Annotated in this window: 12 protein-coding genes; 2 read left to right on the top strand and 10 right to left on the bottom strand. The window is 72.9% G+C overall.

Annotated features, from left to right (window positions below; translation table 11 throughout):
• Positions 1 to 26 precede the first annotated feature (26 nt).
• Complete coding sequence (locus AB0368_RS23590; RefSeq protein WP_366156092.1) at positions 27 to 1,505, bottom strand: glutamate synthase subunit beta; 1,479 nt, start codon at positions 1,503 to 1,505, stop codon at positions 27 to 29.
• Positions 1,498 to 6,069 carry a glutamate synthase large subunit gene (gltB, locus tag AB0368_RS23585; protein WP_366156091.1) on the bottom strand — a complete coding sequence of 1,524 codons (4,572 nt, stop codon included), beginning with the start codon at positions 6,067 to 6,069 and terminating at the stop codon, positions 1,498 to 1,500. The genes AB0368_RS23590 and gltB overlap by 8 nt, the downstream gene beginning before the upstream one ends.
• A gap of 131 nt (positions 6,070 to 6,200) precedes the next feature.
• Between gltB and AB0368_RS23580 the strand changes: the two genes are divergently transcribed.
• On the top strand, positions 6,201 to 7,082 hold the full coding sequence (locus tag AB0368_RS23580) for a GNAT family N-acetyltransferase (protein ID WP_366156090.1): 882 nt from the start codon (positions 6,201 to 6,203) through the stop codon (positions 7,080 to 7,082).
• Between the two features lie 58 nt (positions 7,083 to 7,140).
• Here AB0368_RS23580 and AB0368_RS23575 read toward each other — a convergent pair whose 3' ends face one another.
• From AB0368_RS23575 to trpC, 5 genes are read right to left on the bottom strand one after another with little or no spacing between them, the layout of a single operon-like run.
• Positions 7,141 to 8,331 carry an NAD(P)/FAD-dependent oxidoreductase gene (locus AB0368_RS23575; RefSeq protein ID WP_366156089.1) on the bottom strand — a complete coding sequence of 397 codons (1,191 nt, stop codon included), beginning with the start codon at positions 8,329 to 8,331 and terminating at the stop codon, positions 7,141 to 7,143.
• A gap of 16 nt (positions 8,332 to 8,347) precedes the next feature.
• The gene (lgt, locus tag AB0368_RS23570; protein WP_366156087.1) at positions 8,348 to 9,457 is read right to left on the bottom strand and encodes a prolipoprotein diacylglyceryl transferase; all 1,110 of its coding nucleotides are present in this window, start codon (positions 9,455 to 9,457) and stop codon (positions 8,348 to 8,350) included.
• Between the two features lie 34 nt (positions 9,458 to 9,491).
• A complete protein-coding gene (trpA, locus tag AB0368_RS23565) occupies positions 9,492 to 10,298 on the bottom strand; it encodes a tryptophan synthase subunit alpha (RefSeq protein ID WP_366156086.1) in 807 nt (268 codons plus the stop codon).
• Positions 10,299 to 10,347: 49 nt separating this feature from the next.
• A complete protein-coding gene (gene trpB, locus AB0368_RS23560; protein ID WP_366156085.1) occupies positions 10,348 to 11,589 on the bottom strand; it encodes a tryptophan synthase subunit beta in 1,242 nt (413 codons plus the stop codon).
• Positions 11,586 to 12,389, bottom strand: a complete 804-nt coding sequence (trpC, locus tag AB0368_RS23555) for an indole-3-glycerol phosphate synthase TrpC (protein WP_366156156.1) — start codon at positions 12,387 to 12,389, stop codon at positions 11,586 to 11,588. The genes trpB and trpC overlap by 4 nt, the downstream gene beginning before the upstream one ends.
• Before the next feature lie 352 nt (positions 12,390 to 12,741).
• On the opposite strand from trpC, the gene AB0368_RS23550 reads away from it, so the two are divergent.
• On the top strand, positions 12,742 to 13,038 hold the full coding sequence (locus tag AB0368_RS23550) for a hypothetical protein (RefSeq protein ID WP_366156084.1): 297 nt from the start codon (positions 12,742 to 12,744) through the stop codon (positions 13,036 to 13,038).
• A 33-nt stretch (positions 13,039 to 13,071) separates the two neighbouring features.
• Here AB0368_RS23550 and AB0368_RS23545 read toward each other — a convergent pair whose 3' ends face one another.
• The 3 genes from AB0368_RS23545 to hisI are packed head-to-tail and all read right to left on the bottom strand — an operon-like array spanning position 13,072 to position 15,661.
• Positions 13,072 to 13,677 (bottom strand): Trp biosynthesis-associated membrane protein, encoded by a 606-nt coding sequence (locus AB0368_RS23545; RefSeq protein WP_366156083.1) that lies wholly within the window; start codon positions 13,675 to 13,677, stop codon positions 13,072 to 13,074.
• Positions 13,674 to 15,215, bottom strand: a complete 1,542-nt coding sequence (locus AB0368_RS23540) for an anthranilate synthase component I (RefSeq protein ID WP_366156082.1) — start codon at positions 15,213 to 15,215, stop codon at positions 13,674 to 13,676. The genes AB0368_RS23545 and AB0368_RS23540 overlap by 4 nt, the downstream gene beginning before the upstream one ends.
• The gene (hisI, locus tag AB0368_RS23535) at positions 15,212 to 15,661 is read right to left on the bottom strand and encodes a phosphoribosyl-AMP cyclohydrolase (protein WP_366156081.1); all 450 of its coding nucleotides are present in this window, start codon (positions 15,659 to 15,661) and stop codon (positions 15,212 to 15,214) included. The genes AB0368_RS23540 and hisI overlap by 4 nt, the downstream gene beginning before the upstream one ends.
• Between the last annotated feature and the right edge of the window lie 264 nt (positions 15,662 to 15,925).

Here is a 15,925-nt window from a genome sequence, read left to right as displayed (position 1 = left end):
CGGGCCGTCGAAGTCGTGCCGTGCGGCTACCGGATCGAGGTCAGCGGCTGCGACGCCGGGCGTACGGGCGCCGGCAGGTCGCCGTGCGCACCCAGGTACTGGTGGATCGCGGCGGCGGCGGCCCGGCCCTCGGCGATCGCCCACACGATGAGCGATGCGCCGCGGTGCATGTCACCGGCGACGAACACGCCGTCCGCCTCGGTCTGCCAGTTGTCGTGCGCGTCCACCGCCCCGCGGGCGTTGCGGTTCACGCCGAGCTGCTCCAGGAGCGGCTGCTGCTCCGTACCCTCGAAGCCGATCGCGAGAAGGACCAGGTCGGCGCGCAGGTCGCGCTCCGAACCGGGGGTGATGGTGACCGTGCGCCGGCCGTTGATCCGCTCGACGACGACGTCGGCGACGCGGACCGCCGCGACGTTCCCGGAGCCGTCGTCGACGAACTCCTGCACCGCCACGCCGAAGACGCGCTCGCCGCCCTCCTCGTGGGCCGGGTAGTTGCGCAGGATGACCGGCCAGGTCGGCCACGGGTGCAGCTCGGCGGCGCGGGTCTCCGGGGGCAGCGGGTACTGGTCCAGCTGGATGACGTTGGCCGCGCCCTGGCGGTGGGCGACGCCGAGGCAGTCGGCGCCGGTGTCGCCGCCGCCGATGATGACGACGTGGCGGTCCTTGGCGTCGATCGGGGTCGTGTCCTGCAGGCCGGAGACCATCCGGTTGGCCGGGACCAGGTGATCCATGGCCAGGTGTACGCCGTTGAGCTGCCGTCCGGGCGTCTCGTGCGTGTCCCGGCCGGCGAGGGCGCCGCAGGTGAGCAGGACGGCGTCGAAGCGCTCGCGCAGGTCGTCGGCCGTCACGTCCACGCCGACGTTCACGCCGGTCTGGAACACCACGCCCTCGGCCTCCATCTGCGCGAGGCGGGCGTCGATGCGCTCCTTCTCGAGCTTGAAGTCCGGGATGCCGTAGCGCAGCAGGCCGCCGATGCGGTCGTCGCGCTCGAAGACCGTCACCGCGTGCCCGGCGCGCGCGAGTTGCTGCGCGGCGGCGAGACCGGCCGGGCCCGACCCGACCACGGCCACCGACTTGCCGGACAGGGTGGCGGGCGGCTGCGGTCGTACGTACCCGAGGTCGAAGGCGTGGTTGGCGATCTCGACCTCGACCTGCTTGATGGTGACCGCGTCGTCGGCGATGCCGAGCACGCAGGCCGCCTCGCAGGGGGCGGGGCAGAGCCGGCCGGTGAACTCCGGGAAGTTGTTCGTGGCGTGCAGGCTCTCCGCCGCCGACGCCCACGCGCCGGTGCGGACCAGGTCGTTCCAGTCCGGGATGCGGTTGCCCAGCGGGCAGCCCTCGTGACAGAACGGGATGCCGCAGTCCATGCACCGGGTGGCCTGGTCGCGGATGAGCTCCTCGCCGGCCGGCGGGTAGACCTCGCTCCAGTCGCGGATGCGTACGGGCACCGGGCGGCGCTTCGGCAGCTGCCGTTCGTACCGCAGGAAACCGTTCGGATCAGGCACGGGTGACCCCCATAACCGCCTCGTCGACGTCGCGACCGGCAGCCTCGGCGGTCCTGATCAGTTCCATCACTCGCTTGTAGTCACGCGGCACCACCGCGGTGAACTCCGCCACCGCCGCCGGCCAGTCCTTGAGCAGCCGCTCCGCCACCGCGGACCCGGTCTCGGCGTGGTGCTTCTCCACCAGGGCGTGCACGGTCTCCTGCTCGTCGGCGGTGAGCGGGGCCAGGTCGACCAGCTCGGGGTTGACCAGCTGCTGGTCGAGGCCGAGCACGAACGCCTTGCCGCCGCTCATGCCGGCCGCGAAGTTGCGCCCGATCGCGCCGAGGACCACCACGACGCCGCCGGTCATGTACTCGCAGCCGTGGTCGCCCACACCCTCGACGACCGCGGACGCTCCCGAGTTGCGGACCGCGAAGCGCTCGCCCGCGCGGCCCCGCAGGAACACCTCGCCGGCCGTCGCTCCGTACAGGATGGTGTTACCCGCGATGATGTTCTCCTCGGCGACGAACGGCGCCTCCTCGGCCGGCCGCACGCTGACCCGCCCGCCGGAGAGGCCCTTGGCGACGTAGTCGTTGGTGTCGCCGATCAGCCGCAGCGTCACGCCGCGCGGCAGGAACGCGCCGAACGACTGGCCGCCCGTGCCGCGCAGGGTGAACTCGATCGTGTCGTCGGGCAGGCCGTTGCCGCCGTAGCGCCGGGCCACCTCGCCGCCGAGCATGGCGCCCACGCTTCGGTTCTCGTTGCGGACCGTCAGCTCGGCCCGGACCTCGCGGCCGTCGGTCAGGGCGGGCTCGGCGAGCGCGATGAGCTCGTTGTCGAGCGCTTTGTCGAGGCCGTGGTCCTGGGCGACGATCCCGCGGCGGGACGCGCCCTCGGGCAGCTCCGGCACGTACAGCAGCGGGGTCAGGTCGAGGCCCTGAGCCTTCCAGTGGCTCACCGCCGGGACGACGTCGAGCACCTCGGCGTGCCCGATCGCCTCGTCGATGCTGCGGAAGCCCAGCTCGGCCAGGTAGCCGCGGACCTCCTCGGCGAGGAAGAGGAAGAAGTTCTCCACGAACTCCGGCTTGCCGTTGAAGCGCTCGCGCAGCACCGGGTTCTGCGTGGCGATGCCGACCGGACAGGTGTCCAGGTGGCAGACCCGCATCATGATGCAGCCCGAGACGATCAGCGGCGCGGTGGCGAAACCGAACTCCTCGGCGCCGAGCAGGGCCGCCACGACGACGTCGCGGCCGGTCTTGAGCTGACCGTCGACCTGCACTGTGACCCGGTCGCGCAGCTTGTTGAGCAGCAGCGTCTGCTGGGCCTCGGCCAGGCCCAGCTCCCACGGGGAACCGGCGTGCTTGAGCGAGTTGAGCGGGCTGGCGCCCGTACCGCCGTCGTGGCCGGAGATCAGGATCACGTCGGCCTTGAGCTTGGCCACGCCCGCCGCGACGGTGCCGACCCCGATCTCGGAGACCAGTTTCACGTGTACGCGCGAAGCCGGGTTGACGTTCTTGAGGTCGTGGACCAGCTGGGCCAGGTCCTCGATGGAGTAGATGTCGTGGTGCGGCGGCGGCGAGATCAGCCCGACGCCGGGGGTGGCGTGCCGGGTCTTGGCGATCCACGGCCACACCTTGTTGCCCGGCAGCTGGCCGCCCTCGCCCGGCTTCGCGCCCTGCGCCATCTTGATCTGCAGGTCGTCGGCGTTGACCAGGTATTCCGTGGTCACGCCGAAGCGGCCGGAGGCGATCTGCTTGACGCTGGAGCGGCGGGCCGGGTCGTAGAGGCGCTCGACGTCCTCGCCTCCCTCGCCGGTGTTCGACTTGCCGCCGAGCCGGTTCATGGCGATCGCCAGGGTCTCGTGCGACTCCGCGGAGATGGAGCCGTACGACATCGCGCCCGTGGCGAACCGCTTGACGATCTCCGACGCCGGCTCGACCTCCTCCAGCGGCACCGGCTCCCGGTCGGGCTTGAACCGGAACAGCCCGCGCAGCGAACCCGCGGCCGCCGCGAGACCGTCGACCTTCTCCGTGTACTGCTTGAAGACGTCGTACTGCTTACTGCGGGTGGCGTGCTGCAGCAGGAAGACTGTCTCCGGGTTGAACAGGTGGACCTCGCCCTCGCGGCGCCACTGGTACTCGCCGCCGACCTCGAGGCGGCGGTGGCTGCGCTCGGCCGGGTTCTTCGGGTACGCCTTGGCGTGCCGCGCGGCGACCTCTTCGTGGATCTCGCTCAGCCCGCAGCCGCCGATGCGCCCGGAGGTGCCGGTGAAGTAGCGCTGCAGCAGCTCGTCCTCGAGGCCGACCGCCTCGAACACCTGCGCGCCGCAGTACGACGACACGGTCGAGATGCCCATCTTGGACATGATCTTCAGAACGCCCTTGCCGAGCGCCTTGACGTAGTTGCGGACCGCCTTGCTCGCCTCCATGCCGGCGAGCGGCCCGGTGGCGATGAGGTCCTCGACGCTCTCGAAGGCCAGGTACGGGTTCACCGCCGCGGCGCCGTACCCGATCAGCACGGCCGCGTGGTGCACCTCCCTGCAGTCGCCGCTCTCCACGACGAGCGCCACCTGCGTGCGGGTCTGCTCCCGGACCAGGTGCTGGTGCACGGCGGCGGTGAGCAGCAGCGACGGGATCGGCGCCAGGTCGGCGTTGGAGTCGCGGTCGGAGAGCACCAGGATGCGGACGCCGTCCTCGATCGCCTCGGAGACGTGCCGGCAGATCTGGGTGAGGCGGGCCTTGATGCCCTCGGCGCCGTCGCGCAGCGGGTAGAGGCCGGAGACCCGGACCGCCTTGAAGCCGGGCAGGTCGCCGTCGTCGTCGATGGAGAGCAGCTTCGCCAGCTCGTCGTTGTCGATGATCGGCCACGGCAGCACGACCTGGCGGCAGCTGGCCGGCCCCGGGTCGAGCAGGTTGCCCTCGGGGCCGATGGTCATCGACAGGCTGGTGACCAGCTCCTCGCGGATGGCGTCCAGCGGCGGGTTGGTGACCTGGGCGAACAGCTGGTGGAAGTAGTCGAACAGGAGCCGGGGCCGGGTCGACAGCGGCGAGATCGGGGTGTCCGTACCCATCGAACCGAGCGGCTCTGCGCCGGCCCGGGCCATCGGGCCCACCAGGATCTTCAGCTCCTCCTCGGTGTAGCCGAAGGTCTGCTGGCGCCGCATCACCGAGTCGTGCGTGTAGATGGTGTGCTCGCGCGGCGGCAGGTCCTGAAGGTCGATGAGCCCGGCGTGCAGCCACTCGTCGTACGGCTCGGCGGCGGCCAGCTCGGCCTTGATCTCGTCGTCGTGCACGATGCGCCCGGCCGCGGTGTCGACCAGGAACATCCGGCCCGGCTGGAGGCGGCCCTTGGCGACGACGGTGGCCGGGTCGAGGTCGAGCACGCCGGCCTCGGAGCCGAGCACGACCAGCCCGTCGCTGGTGTGCCACCAGCGGCCCGGGCGCAGGCCGTTGCGGTCGAGGACCGCGCCGATGATCGTGCCGTCGGTGAACGCCACGCTGGCCGGGCCGTCCCACGGCTCCATCAGGCTCGCGTGGAAGCGGTAGAAGGCGCGCCGCGCCGGGTCCATGCCCGGGTCGTTCTCCCACGCCTCGGGAATCATCATCAGTACGGCGTGCGGCAGGCTGCGCCCGGCGAGGTGCAGCAGCTCCAGGACGGCGTCGAAGTTCGCCGAGTCGGAGGCCTCCGGCGTGCAGACGGGGAACAGCCGCTTGATGCTGCCGGGCAGGTTCGGCGACGCCAGCAGCGCCTCGCGGGCCGCCATCCAGTTCTTGTTGCCGCGGATCGTGTTGATCTCACCGTTGTGAGCGATGAACCTGTACGGGTGAGCCAGCGGCCACGACGGGAACGTGTTCGTGGAGAACCGCGAGTGCACCAGCGCGATGGCGCTGTTCATGCGCTCGTCGGTGAGGTCCGGGAAGAACTCCGGCAGCTGGTCGGGCGTCAGCATGCCCTTGTACGTGATGGTGCGCGCGGACAGCGACGGGAAGTACGCCTCGACGCCGCGCTGGTGGGTCTCACGCTCGGCCTGCTTGCGGATGCAGAACGCGACGATGTCGAGGTCGACGCCGGACAGTTGGTCGCCGGCCTTGCCGGTCTTGCTGCCGGTGAGCCGGTGCGCGGCGAGGAAGACCTGCTTGATGACGGGGCGGGCGGCCTCCGCGCTCTCGCCCAGCCCGGACGGGTCCACCGGGACGTCCCGCCAGCCGAGGATGTCGCCGCCCTCGACCAGGGCGTACTTCTCGAAGACCGCGATCGCGCGGGCCGCTTCCGACTCGTCGTTGGGCAGGAAGACCAGGCCGGTCGCGTACGCGCCGGGGGCGGGCAGCTCGAAGTCGACGACCTCGCGCAGGAAGGCGTCCGGTACCTGGATCAGGATTCCGGCGCCGTCACCTGTGTTGTATTCGGCGCCGCGGGCGCCCCGGTGGTCGAGGCGGATGAGCGCGGAGAGGCCCTTGGCGACCACATCGTGGGAACGTCGGCCGTGAATATCGGCCACGAAGGCGACACCGCACGCGTCGCGCTCGTTCTCCGGGTCGTACAAACCCTGGGGGTGCGGAAGAGCCACCGGGCCTCCGATCGTCACTGGTGTTTCCGTTGAAGGTCGGGACGACGTCGGCCCTGCAAAAGTCTCTCGATACTACGTTAGTCGTCACCGATCTCCGCCAGGTGCGGATAGATCACACTTCGTCGACGCGGGTTAGGTAGTCTCGCGCGGTGGCGCTAGAGGATACCGACGTCTTCACCCGGCTGGAGCGTTTCTACGATTCCGTGCCCCGCGATGCCACCGTCACGGAGGACATCGGGGGCTTCGTACTCTTCATCCGCGAGGGTGCGGGATGGCCCTACTACGCCCGTCCCCGGATAGGGGGTGAGACGCCGTCTGCCGCCGATGTTACTGCCGTGCGGGCGCGCCAACGAGAGCTCGGCGTCCCGGAAGCGTTCGAATGGGTGCACGAGACCACCCCCGACCTGCTCGCCGTCGCCCGCTCCGCCGGGCTGGAGGTGCTGCTCGCCCCGCTGATGGTGCTCGATCGGGCCGCGCTGGTGCCCGACCTGCCGATCCCCGGCGCCACCATCCGGTTCCTCGACCCGTCGAGCCCCGGCTTCGCCGCCGACATCGCCGCCAGCCGCGCGGTCGGCCGGCTCGGCTTCGGCGCGCCGGCATCCGCGACCGGCGCCGCCCCGGCGACGGACCGGGCCGGCGCCTTGGTGATGGAGCCCGCCGGACCGGCGCAGCGCGACGCGGTCCCGGCGCCGGGTGACGAGGTCATCGCGGATCAGGTACGCCGGCACGCATCCGGCCGCTTCGTCAGCGCGGTGGTCGACTCCCCCGCCGACGGCATCCTCGCCTCCGGCTCGGTGCAGCGCGTGGGTGGCGTCGCAGAGGTGGCCGGCGTGGCGACCCTGCCGGCGGCCCGGCGCCGCGGATACGCCTCGCAGCTCACCGCCAGCCTGGCCCGCCGCGCCCTCGAGGACGGCGACGACCTGGTGTTCCTGTCGGCCGGCGACGACGACGTGGCCCGCCTCTACTCGCGGGTGGGCTTCCGCCGCGTCGGCACCGCCTGCATCGCCTCGCCCACCGTGGCGCCGCTGTAGGCCCCGCTCATTCCGTCGGTTGCCAGCCCGCTCACTCCGGAGGCCTCCAGTCCGCGGCTCATTCCGGGGGTTGCCAGTCCGCGGCGAGGCCGTGGGCGTGGCCCAGGATCCGGGGTCGCAGCGAGCCCAACGCCGCGTCCCGGGCGCGTAACGCGAGGCGGCCGCGGGCCTGCACCACCGCGGACATCCGCCGGCTCTGCCGCACCACCGAGACAGTACGCGGCCGCCGGGCCTTGTCGTATGCCTCCACGGCCTGGCCCAGCGCCGCCCCCGGCTCCACGGTCGCGACCAGTGATCGCAGCGTCGCCGCGTCCTCGAAGGCCAGACAGGCACCCTGGCCGAGGTGGTGCGGCATGGCGTGGGCCGCGTCGCCCAGCAGCACCACGCCGCCGGAGCCGCGACGGAACCCGTACGTCCGGGGCAGCGGCCGCAGCTCGCGGACCTCCTGCGGGACGAGATCCTCGGGACGGGTCGCCGCGAGCAGTTCGCCGATCGGCGCGTGCCAGCTCTTGAACCATCGGCGCAACAGGGCAAGCTGGGTGGCCGGCGGCTCCGGCCGGGACGCTCCGGCCGCCGTGGCGACCCAGTAGACACCGCCCCGGCCGGCCGCGCGCTCGCCCAGCGGCATCGAGACGAAGCGGTAACCCGCGCCCAGGGTCTCGCCACCGGCGGCCTGGTCCGGCGGCAGGGCGGGCACCCGGTACGCCGGGACGACGGCCTGCCACGCGGCGAAGCCGGAACCGACCGCGACCGCCTCGGGGGCGAGTGCGCGGCGTACCGGGCTGTCGATGCCGTCGGCCGCGACGATCAGGTCCGCCTCGTAGAGCTGGCGGCCGGCGCCGACCGCGGGCCGGGCGGCGCGCCGGGCCCGCACGACGGTGATCTCCACGCCGGTGCGGATCTCCACGCCGTCGCCCAGCCCGGCCACCAGGGCGTCGTAGAGGTCTTCGAGGTGCACGACGGCCGGCGCCGGCCCCGCCCCGGGCCGGTTGTGCGGGACGACGAGCCACTGCCCGTCGGGTCGGCGTACGCCGCCGTCGGGCAGCGGGGCGGCGATCGCGGACCAGCCGCCGTCGGGGTTCAGCGACTCCAGCGCGCGGCGGCCGTTGGGCCAGAGCACCAGCGCGGTCGGCGGCGCGGACACGCGTTCACCGCGCTCGAGGAGGGTGACCTGCCAGCCCTCGCGGGCGAGGGCACCGGCGGCGGCCAGCCCCGCCATGCCCGCACCCACCACCACGGCCGTGCGCATGTCGCGGGCCCGGCTTCTAGTGCTCGTCGGAGGTGGAACCCGAGGAGGCTGCGGCCTCGGCGTCGTCGTCCCCGGTGACATCCTCCGGCGTCTCCGGGGCCGCGGCGGGCTTCTCCGGCACCGCGGCGGCAGGTGGCAGCACGCCCGTGCGTTCGTACCCTCGGAACCGTTCCTCGCTGACCACCTGATAGGCCTGCGGGGTCTTGACCACCGGCTCGCCCGCGCCCACGTCCACCTGGTCCACGTCGCCGGCGGAGACCGGCTCGGGTTCGGTCTCCGGCGCGTCGATCGGCACGACGTACTCGCGGGGGCCCCGCACCAGCAGGAAATACGCGAGGGCGAGGGCGAACACCACGATCGAGGTGAAGACGTTGAGCCGGACGCCGAACAGGTGGTTGGCCTCGTCGATGCGCAGCATCTCGATCCAGCAGCGGCCCACCGTGTACGCCATCACGTAGAGCGCGAAGGCGCGCCCGCGGCCGAACTTGAATTTGCGGTCGAGCGCCCAGACCAGCCCGGCCACGCCGACGTCCCAGACGGCCTCGTACAGGAAGGTCGGGTGGTAGAGGTCCGGCAGGGTGACCGGCTTGCCGTCGATGACCGTGGCGTGCCCGGGATCGGCGCGGTCCATGTCGTGCACCCGCAGGCCCCACGGCAGGGTCGTCTCGCTGCCGTACAGCTCGTTGTTGAACCAGTTGCCGAACCGGCCGATCGCCTGGGCCAGCGGCAGGGCGGGCGCGAGCGCGTCGGCGAACACCGACAGCGGCAGCCCCAGCTGGCGGGCGGCGAACCAGGCGCCGAGCGCACCGCCGGCGACCGCGCCCCAGATACCCAGGCCACCCTCCCAGATCTGGAAGATCCGGATCGGCTGGCCGCCGTCGCCGAAGTACTCCGCCGGGGAGGTGATCACGTGGTAGATCCGCGCGCCGACGATGCCGAACGGCACCGCCCACACGGCCATGTCCAGGGACGCCCACGGCGCGACGCCGCGGCGGCGCAGCCTGTACTCCATGACGAAGACGGCGGCGACGATGCCGAGGACGATGCAGAGCGCGTACGCCCGGAGCGGGATGCCGAGGACGTGCCACACCGACGTCGTCGGGCTGGGGATAGCGGCGAGGGTCACGCGCGCACCCTACCGCCGATCGCCGGGGTCGGTGTCAGGAGGGTTTGCCCGCGCGGACGCCCTCGGCCAGTTCCGCGCTGAGCGCCCGCAACCGCTGGTGGCCGGCGGCCAGGTCGGGGGCTTCGAGCACGCAGCGGATCAACGCGCTGCCGACGATCACGCCGTCGGCGAAGGCGGCCACCTCGGCGGCCTGTGCCCCGGTGCCCACCCCCAGACCGACACCGACGGGCATCTCGGGGTCGGCGGCGCGGACCCGCGCCACGAGCTCCGGCGCCTGCGACGACACCGTCGTGCGCGCGCCGGTGACGCCCATGAGCGCGGTGGCGTAGACGAACCCGCGGCAGTTCGCGACGGTCATCGCAAGCCGCTCGTCGGTCGAGGAGGGCGAGACCAGGAAGGTACGGTCGATCGCGTGCCGGTCGGCGGCGGCGATCCACTCCTCGGCCTCGTCCGGGATGAGGTCCGGGGTGATCATGCCGGTGGCGCCGGCCGCCGCCAGGTCCCGCGCGAAGGCGTCGACACCGTACTTCTCGACCGGATTCCAGTACGTCATCAGCACGACCGTGGCGCCGGTGCCCGCGACCGCCTCGATGATGCGCAGCGTGTCGCGGGTGCGTACGCCTCCCGCCAGGGCGATGTCGCTGGCCTTCTGGATCACCGGCCCGTCCATCACCGGGTCGCTGTACGGCAGCTCGACCTCGATGACGTCGCAGCCGGCCTCGGCCATGGCGACCATCGACTTGATGCTGTCGTCGACGTTCGGAAAGCCGGCGGGCATGCACCCGACGAGCACCGACCGCCCCTCGGCCTTCGCCTTGCCGAAGGTCTCGGAAATACTCACGCCATCCCTGCCCTCGGGTCCATCGCGCCGTGACACCCGTTGCGCCGCGTCACTCCTGCTCCCCCGGTACGAGTACCTCGCGCTGGTCGAGGATGCCGAAGTAGGCGCCCGCGGTGTGCACGTCCTTGTCGCCGCGGCCGGAGAGGTTGATGACGATGGTCGGGGTGCGGCCGAGCTCCTTCGTCAGCTGCGGCGCGATGCGCGCGGCGCCGGCCAGGGCGTGCGCGCTCTCGATCGCCGGGATGATGCCCTCGGTGCGGCACAACAGCTGGAACGCGGCCATCGCCTCGTCGTCGGTGACCGGCTCGTAGACCGCCCGGCCGGTGTCGTGCAACCACGCGTGCTCGGGGCCCACGCCGGGATAGTCGAGGCCCGCCGAGATCGAGTGCGACTCGACCGTCTGGCCGTCCTCGTCCTGCAACACGTACGTGCGGGCACCGTGCAGGACCCCCGCCGAGCCGCCGGTGATGGACGCGGCGTGCCGGCCCGTCTCCACGCCGTCGCCGCCGGCCTCGAAGCCGTACAGCCGGACCTGCTCGTCGCCGACGAAGGCGTGGAAGATGCCGATGGCGTTCGAGCCGCCGCCGACGCAGGCGGCAACGGCGTCGGGCAGCCGGCCGATCTGCACGAGGCACTGCTCGCGGGCCTCGGTGCCGATGCCGCCGACGAAGTCGCGGACGATCTCCGGGAACGGGTGCGGTCCGGCCGCGGTGCCGAGCAGGTAGTGGGTCGTGTCGACGCTGGCGACCCAGTCGCGGAGGGCCTCGTTGAGGGCGTCCTTCAGGGTCCGCGAGCCGTTGGTCACGGGGATCACCGTGGCGCCGAGCATCCGCATCCGGGCGACGTTGAGCGCCTGCCGCTCGGTGTCGGTCTCGCCCATGTAGACGACGCACTCGAGGTCGAGCAGCGCAGCCGCGGTGGCGCTGGCGACGCCGTGCTGGCCCGCGCCGGTCTCGGCGATGACCCGCGGCTTGCCCATCCGCTTCGCGAGCAGCGCCTGGCCCAGCACGTTGCGTACCTTGTGCGCGCCGGTGTGGTTCAGGTCCTCCCGCTTGAGCAGGACCTCGGCGCCGATCGCCGCGGACAGCCGCTCGGCCCGGTAGAGCAGCGACGGCGTACCGGCATAGTCGCGCAGCAGGCCGGTGAACCGCTCCTGGAAGACCGGGTCGGTCTTGGCCGACCGGTACGCGGCGTCGAGCTCGTCGAGCGCCCGCACCAGCGCCTCGGGGACGAACCGCCCGCCGTACCGGCCGAAGTGACCGGCGAGGTCGGGCAGGGCCGGTGCACTCATCGCACGGGCCGGGGCGTGGCGGGGTGGTTACCGGCGTTGACCAGTTCCGCCACGGCGTCGCGAGGGCTCTTCTTGGTGACCAGGCCCTCGCCCACCAGGACCGCGTCGGCGCCCGCGGACGCGTACCGGATCAGGTCGTGCGGGCCGCGGACCCCGGACTCGGCGATCTTGACGACGTTGTTCGGCAGCCCCGGCGCGATCCGCTCGAAGACGGACCGGTCCACCTCCAGCGTCCGGAGGTCACGGGCGTTCACCCCGATGACCTGGGCGCCGGCGTCCAGTGCCCGGTCGGCCTCTTCCTCGTTGTGCACCTCGACGAGCGCGGTCATGCCCAGCGACTCGATCCGCTCCAGCAGGCCGACGAGAACGTTCTGCTCGAGCGCCGCCACGATGAGCAGCACGAGGTCGGCACCGTGGGCACGGGCCTCATGCACCTGATAGCTGGAGACGACGAAGTCCTTGCGCAGCACCGGCACGCCGACCGCGGCCCGCACCGCGGCCAGGTCCTCCAGGGAGCCGCCGAACCAGCGGCCCTCGGTCAGCACGCTGATGCATCGTGCACCGCCGGCTGCGTACTCGCCTGCGAGCTCCGCCGGGTCGGGAATGTCGGCCAGTGCGCCCTTCGACGGCGACGACCGCTTCACCTCGGCGATCACCGCCACGCCGGGCTTCCGCAGGGCCGCGTACGCGTCGATCGCCGGCGGGGCCGCCGCCGCGAGCTCGCGCACCTGCTCCAGCGGAACCTGCTCCTGACGTGCCTCGACGTCCTCGCGTACCCCCGCGAGGATCTCCTCGAGCACGTTCTGCGATCCCGCACCACGCTGATCGGATGTCACCTAATGACTCCCCTCTCCGGGTGTCCTCGGCCCGATGCTAGGTGGCCGCCGACGCGTCCGGCCGCCCGGGGTATGGCGCGCCTCACGAGGTGGGCTGCGGCATAATGCGTCCCCGGACGGAACCTGTCTCTTCTGTCACATCCTCCCCCGCGGCATCCGGCGGCTAGCTGGGACCCCCTGGATGATCGGCTGATCCTCCTTCGTGTTGACGGTCGTGTCACCGTTCGGAAATACGACTCCGGCACCATGGGACTCGGGCACACTGGTCCGCGGCGGCACGCACGCCGGGGCCCGCGCGAGCACTGTGGAGGTGACCATGGCCAGCGACGAGAGTGGCTTCGCCGCCCTTTCCCGCACCGTCGTCTCGTACGCCGCCGAGCTGATCGCCGGGGTGGAGCGCCGAGTCGTCGGCGAGGAGAAGATGCGCACCGCCCGGGGCAACGCCTGGGCCGCGATCTGCGCCGACCGGGCCCGTGCACAGGCCCGCGCGGACATGGACGCGATGGTGGCCGTGCTGGCCGCCCAGCCGCGGCGGCGCAACGCCGGCAGCGATGCGGCCGGCTCTTCCCCGCTGTCGAGCGTGTCCCCCGCCGCCCTGGCGACCAGCCGCTGAGCCACGGCGCGGTCGGGTCGTCTCCCCGCTGAGTCACCGCGCGGTCGGGTCGTCTCCTCGGTCGAGGGCGTCCCATACCGCCCGGGTGTCCGCGCGTTGGTCGTCGTCGGCCGGCGGTGCGGCTTGCGGGCGGCGTTCGTAGCGTGCCCCCATGCCGGGCCACTCGTGGCCGTGCCGCGACGCCTGCCAGCCGCCGGCCACGACGAGCAGCCCGCCGAGCGCGCAGACGACCGGCCACAGCGTGCCGCCGGCCCCGGCCGACCCGACCTCCAGCCCGGCGCGGCCCACGACCGCGCCGGCTGTCACACCGGCACCGGCCAGCGCGAGCAGGACGCCGAGCACGCGGCGGGCCGTACCGCGGGTGGCGACCAGCGCCCCGGCCCCGGCCAGCGCCACCAGCGCCAGGCCGATCACCCAGGGAGCCACGTCCGTGCCGGTGCGGGCCGTCCGCAAATCCGGCAGGCCCGGCCGGGTGGTCACCTCGACCGCCCAGGTCCTGGTGATCGCGTAGAGCGCCAGCCCCGCACCCGCCGCGCAGGTCAGGACCGTGACGCCGAGCCTGCGGCCGGGGGTGGCCGCCGCGCCCTTCTTGCCCCCGGGCGTGGCCGCCGCGCCGCTCTTGCCGTCGGGCGGGGTCACCGTGCCGCGCGCAGGGTCTCGGCGGCGGCGATCGCGGCGAGCACCGCGGCCGCCTTGTTGCGCGTCTCCTGCTCCTCGGCGGCCGGGTCCGAGTCCGCCACGATGCCGGCACCCGCGCCGACGTACGCCGTGCCGCCGCGCATCAGCGCCGTACGGATCGCGATGGCCATGTCCATGTCGCCCGCGAAGCCGAAGTAGCCGACCGTGCCGCCGTACAGGCCGCGACGGGTCGGCTCGAGCCCCTCGATGATCTCCATGGCGCGTACCTTGGGCGCCCCGGAGAGGGTTCCTGCGGGGAACGTCGCGGCGAGCGCGTCGAACGCCGTACGGTCGTCGCGGAGCTCGCCGACGACGGTCGAGACGATGTGCATGACGTGGCTGTACCGCTCGATGCGCGCGAAGTCCGGCACCTCGACCGAGCCGGCCCGGCAGACCCGGCCCAGGTCGTTGCGGCCGAGGTCGACCAGCATGACGTGCTCAGAGCGCTCCTTCGGGTCGGCGAGCAGCTCCGCCGCGAGGGCGTTGTCCTGCTCCGGCGTCGCGCCGCGCCAGCGCGTACCCGCGATCGGGTGCAGCAGCGCCCGGCGGTGGCCACCCTCGGCGGCGCTGACCTTGAGATGCGCCTCCGGCGACGAACCGACGATGTCGAAATCATCGAAACGCAGCAGATACATGTACGGGCTGGGGTTCGTCGCCCGCAGCACCCGGTAGACGTCCAGCGGGTCGGCGTCGGTGGCCCGCTCGAAGCGCTGGGCGACGACGATCTGGAAGCACTCGCCGGCCCGGATCGCCTCCTTGGCCGTCTCCACCGCCTTCTGGTAGTCGCCGGGCGGTGTACGGCTGACCACCTCGCCCGACGGCACCCGCTCCACCGTGGAGATCATCGGCGGGGTGGGCCGGGACAGGGCGGTGGTCATCGCATCGAGCCGGCCCACGGCCTGGTGGTAAGCGGCCCGCGCGGTGGCGGCGTCGGCACCGTCGGGCAGAACCGCGTTGGCGACCAGGATCGCCGAACCGTCGTAGTGGTCGAGCACGACGAGGTCGGTGGCGAGCATCATTCCCAGCTCGGGCAGGGGTACGTCGTCCACGGCCGTGGCGGGCAGCCGCTCGAACCGGCGGACGAGGTCGTAGCCGAGATACCCGACCATGCCCCCGGTGAGCGGCGGAAGGTCGCCGGCCGGGTCCTCGTCGCCCGGGGCCGCCAGGGCCGCGACCGTCTCCCGCAGCGCCGCCACCGGATCCCCGCCCAGCGGTACGCCCACCGGTGGGCTCCCCAGCCAAGCGGCCTCACCGTCCCGCTCGACGAGCGTCGCGACGCTGCGTACGCCGACGAACGAGTAGCGCGACCAGGCGGCGGAGCCGGCGCCCTGCTCCGCCGACTCGAGCAGGAAGGTGCCGGGGCCGCCGGCCAGCTTGCGGTAGACGCCGATCGGGGTCTCACCGTCGGCGAGCAGCCGCCGGATCACCGGCACCACCCGCCGGCGCGCCGCCCGGGCGACGAACGTCTCCTCACCGGGTGTGACGGCGCCGCTGGTCATGCGTCCTCCCCGGGCTGAGCGCCGCCCTGGGCCGGCGAGCCGGCCGGCCGGCCGCTTCCGCTGGGCGGTGGGGTGACTGGCAGGTGGTCGTTGAAGCAGGTGTGCTCGCCCGTATGGCAGGCGGCGCCGACCTGGTCCACTGTGAGCAGCAGCGCGTCGCCGTCGCAGTCCAGGGCTACGGAACGGACGTGCTGGTGGTGGCCCGACGTCGCGCCCTTCACCCAGTACTCCCGGCGGCTGCGCGACCAGTAGGTGGCGCGCCCGGTGGTGAGGGTGCGGTGCAGCGCCTCGTCGTCCATCCACGCCAGCATCAGGACGTCGCCGGTGTCGTGCTCCCGCACGATGGCGGCGACCAGGCCGTCGGAGGTACGGCGCAGGCGGGCGGCGACGGCCGGGTCGAGCGCGGACGGCCGGGCGGGCTGATTCTCGAGATCGGTGACGGGCACAGTGCCAGATTGTCTCGCACTCCCCCGGGCGTCCACGGGCCGTATGCCCCCTAGCCCACGATCCGGTCACGGACCCGCACAGGGGGTGTGACGGCGGAGGCGAGGACGGTACCGTCGTCGTGCGCCGCGCCTGCCCGGGTGTCGCGCCCCGCGCCCGACCGCCCGGCCGTCCGGGCCGGTCGCGCCGCCACCGTGACGGGAGTCTCGAAGATGGAGCCGACGGCCAACCCCGAGGACGGCCGGCAGTCGCGCGGCCTCGGCCGC

The sequence above is a fragment of the Actinoplanes sp. NPDC051475 genome (assembly GCF_040689425.1).
In the GTDB taxonomy this organism is placed as follows: domain Bacteria; phylum Actinomycetota; class Actinomycetes; order Mycobacteriales; family Micromonosporaceae; genus Actinoplanes.
Note: the sequence above shows the minus strand (reverse complement) of the source record. Positions and strands in the feature narration are given on the sequence as shown.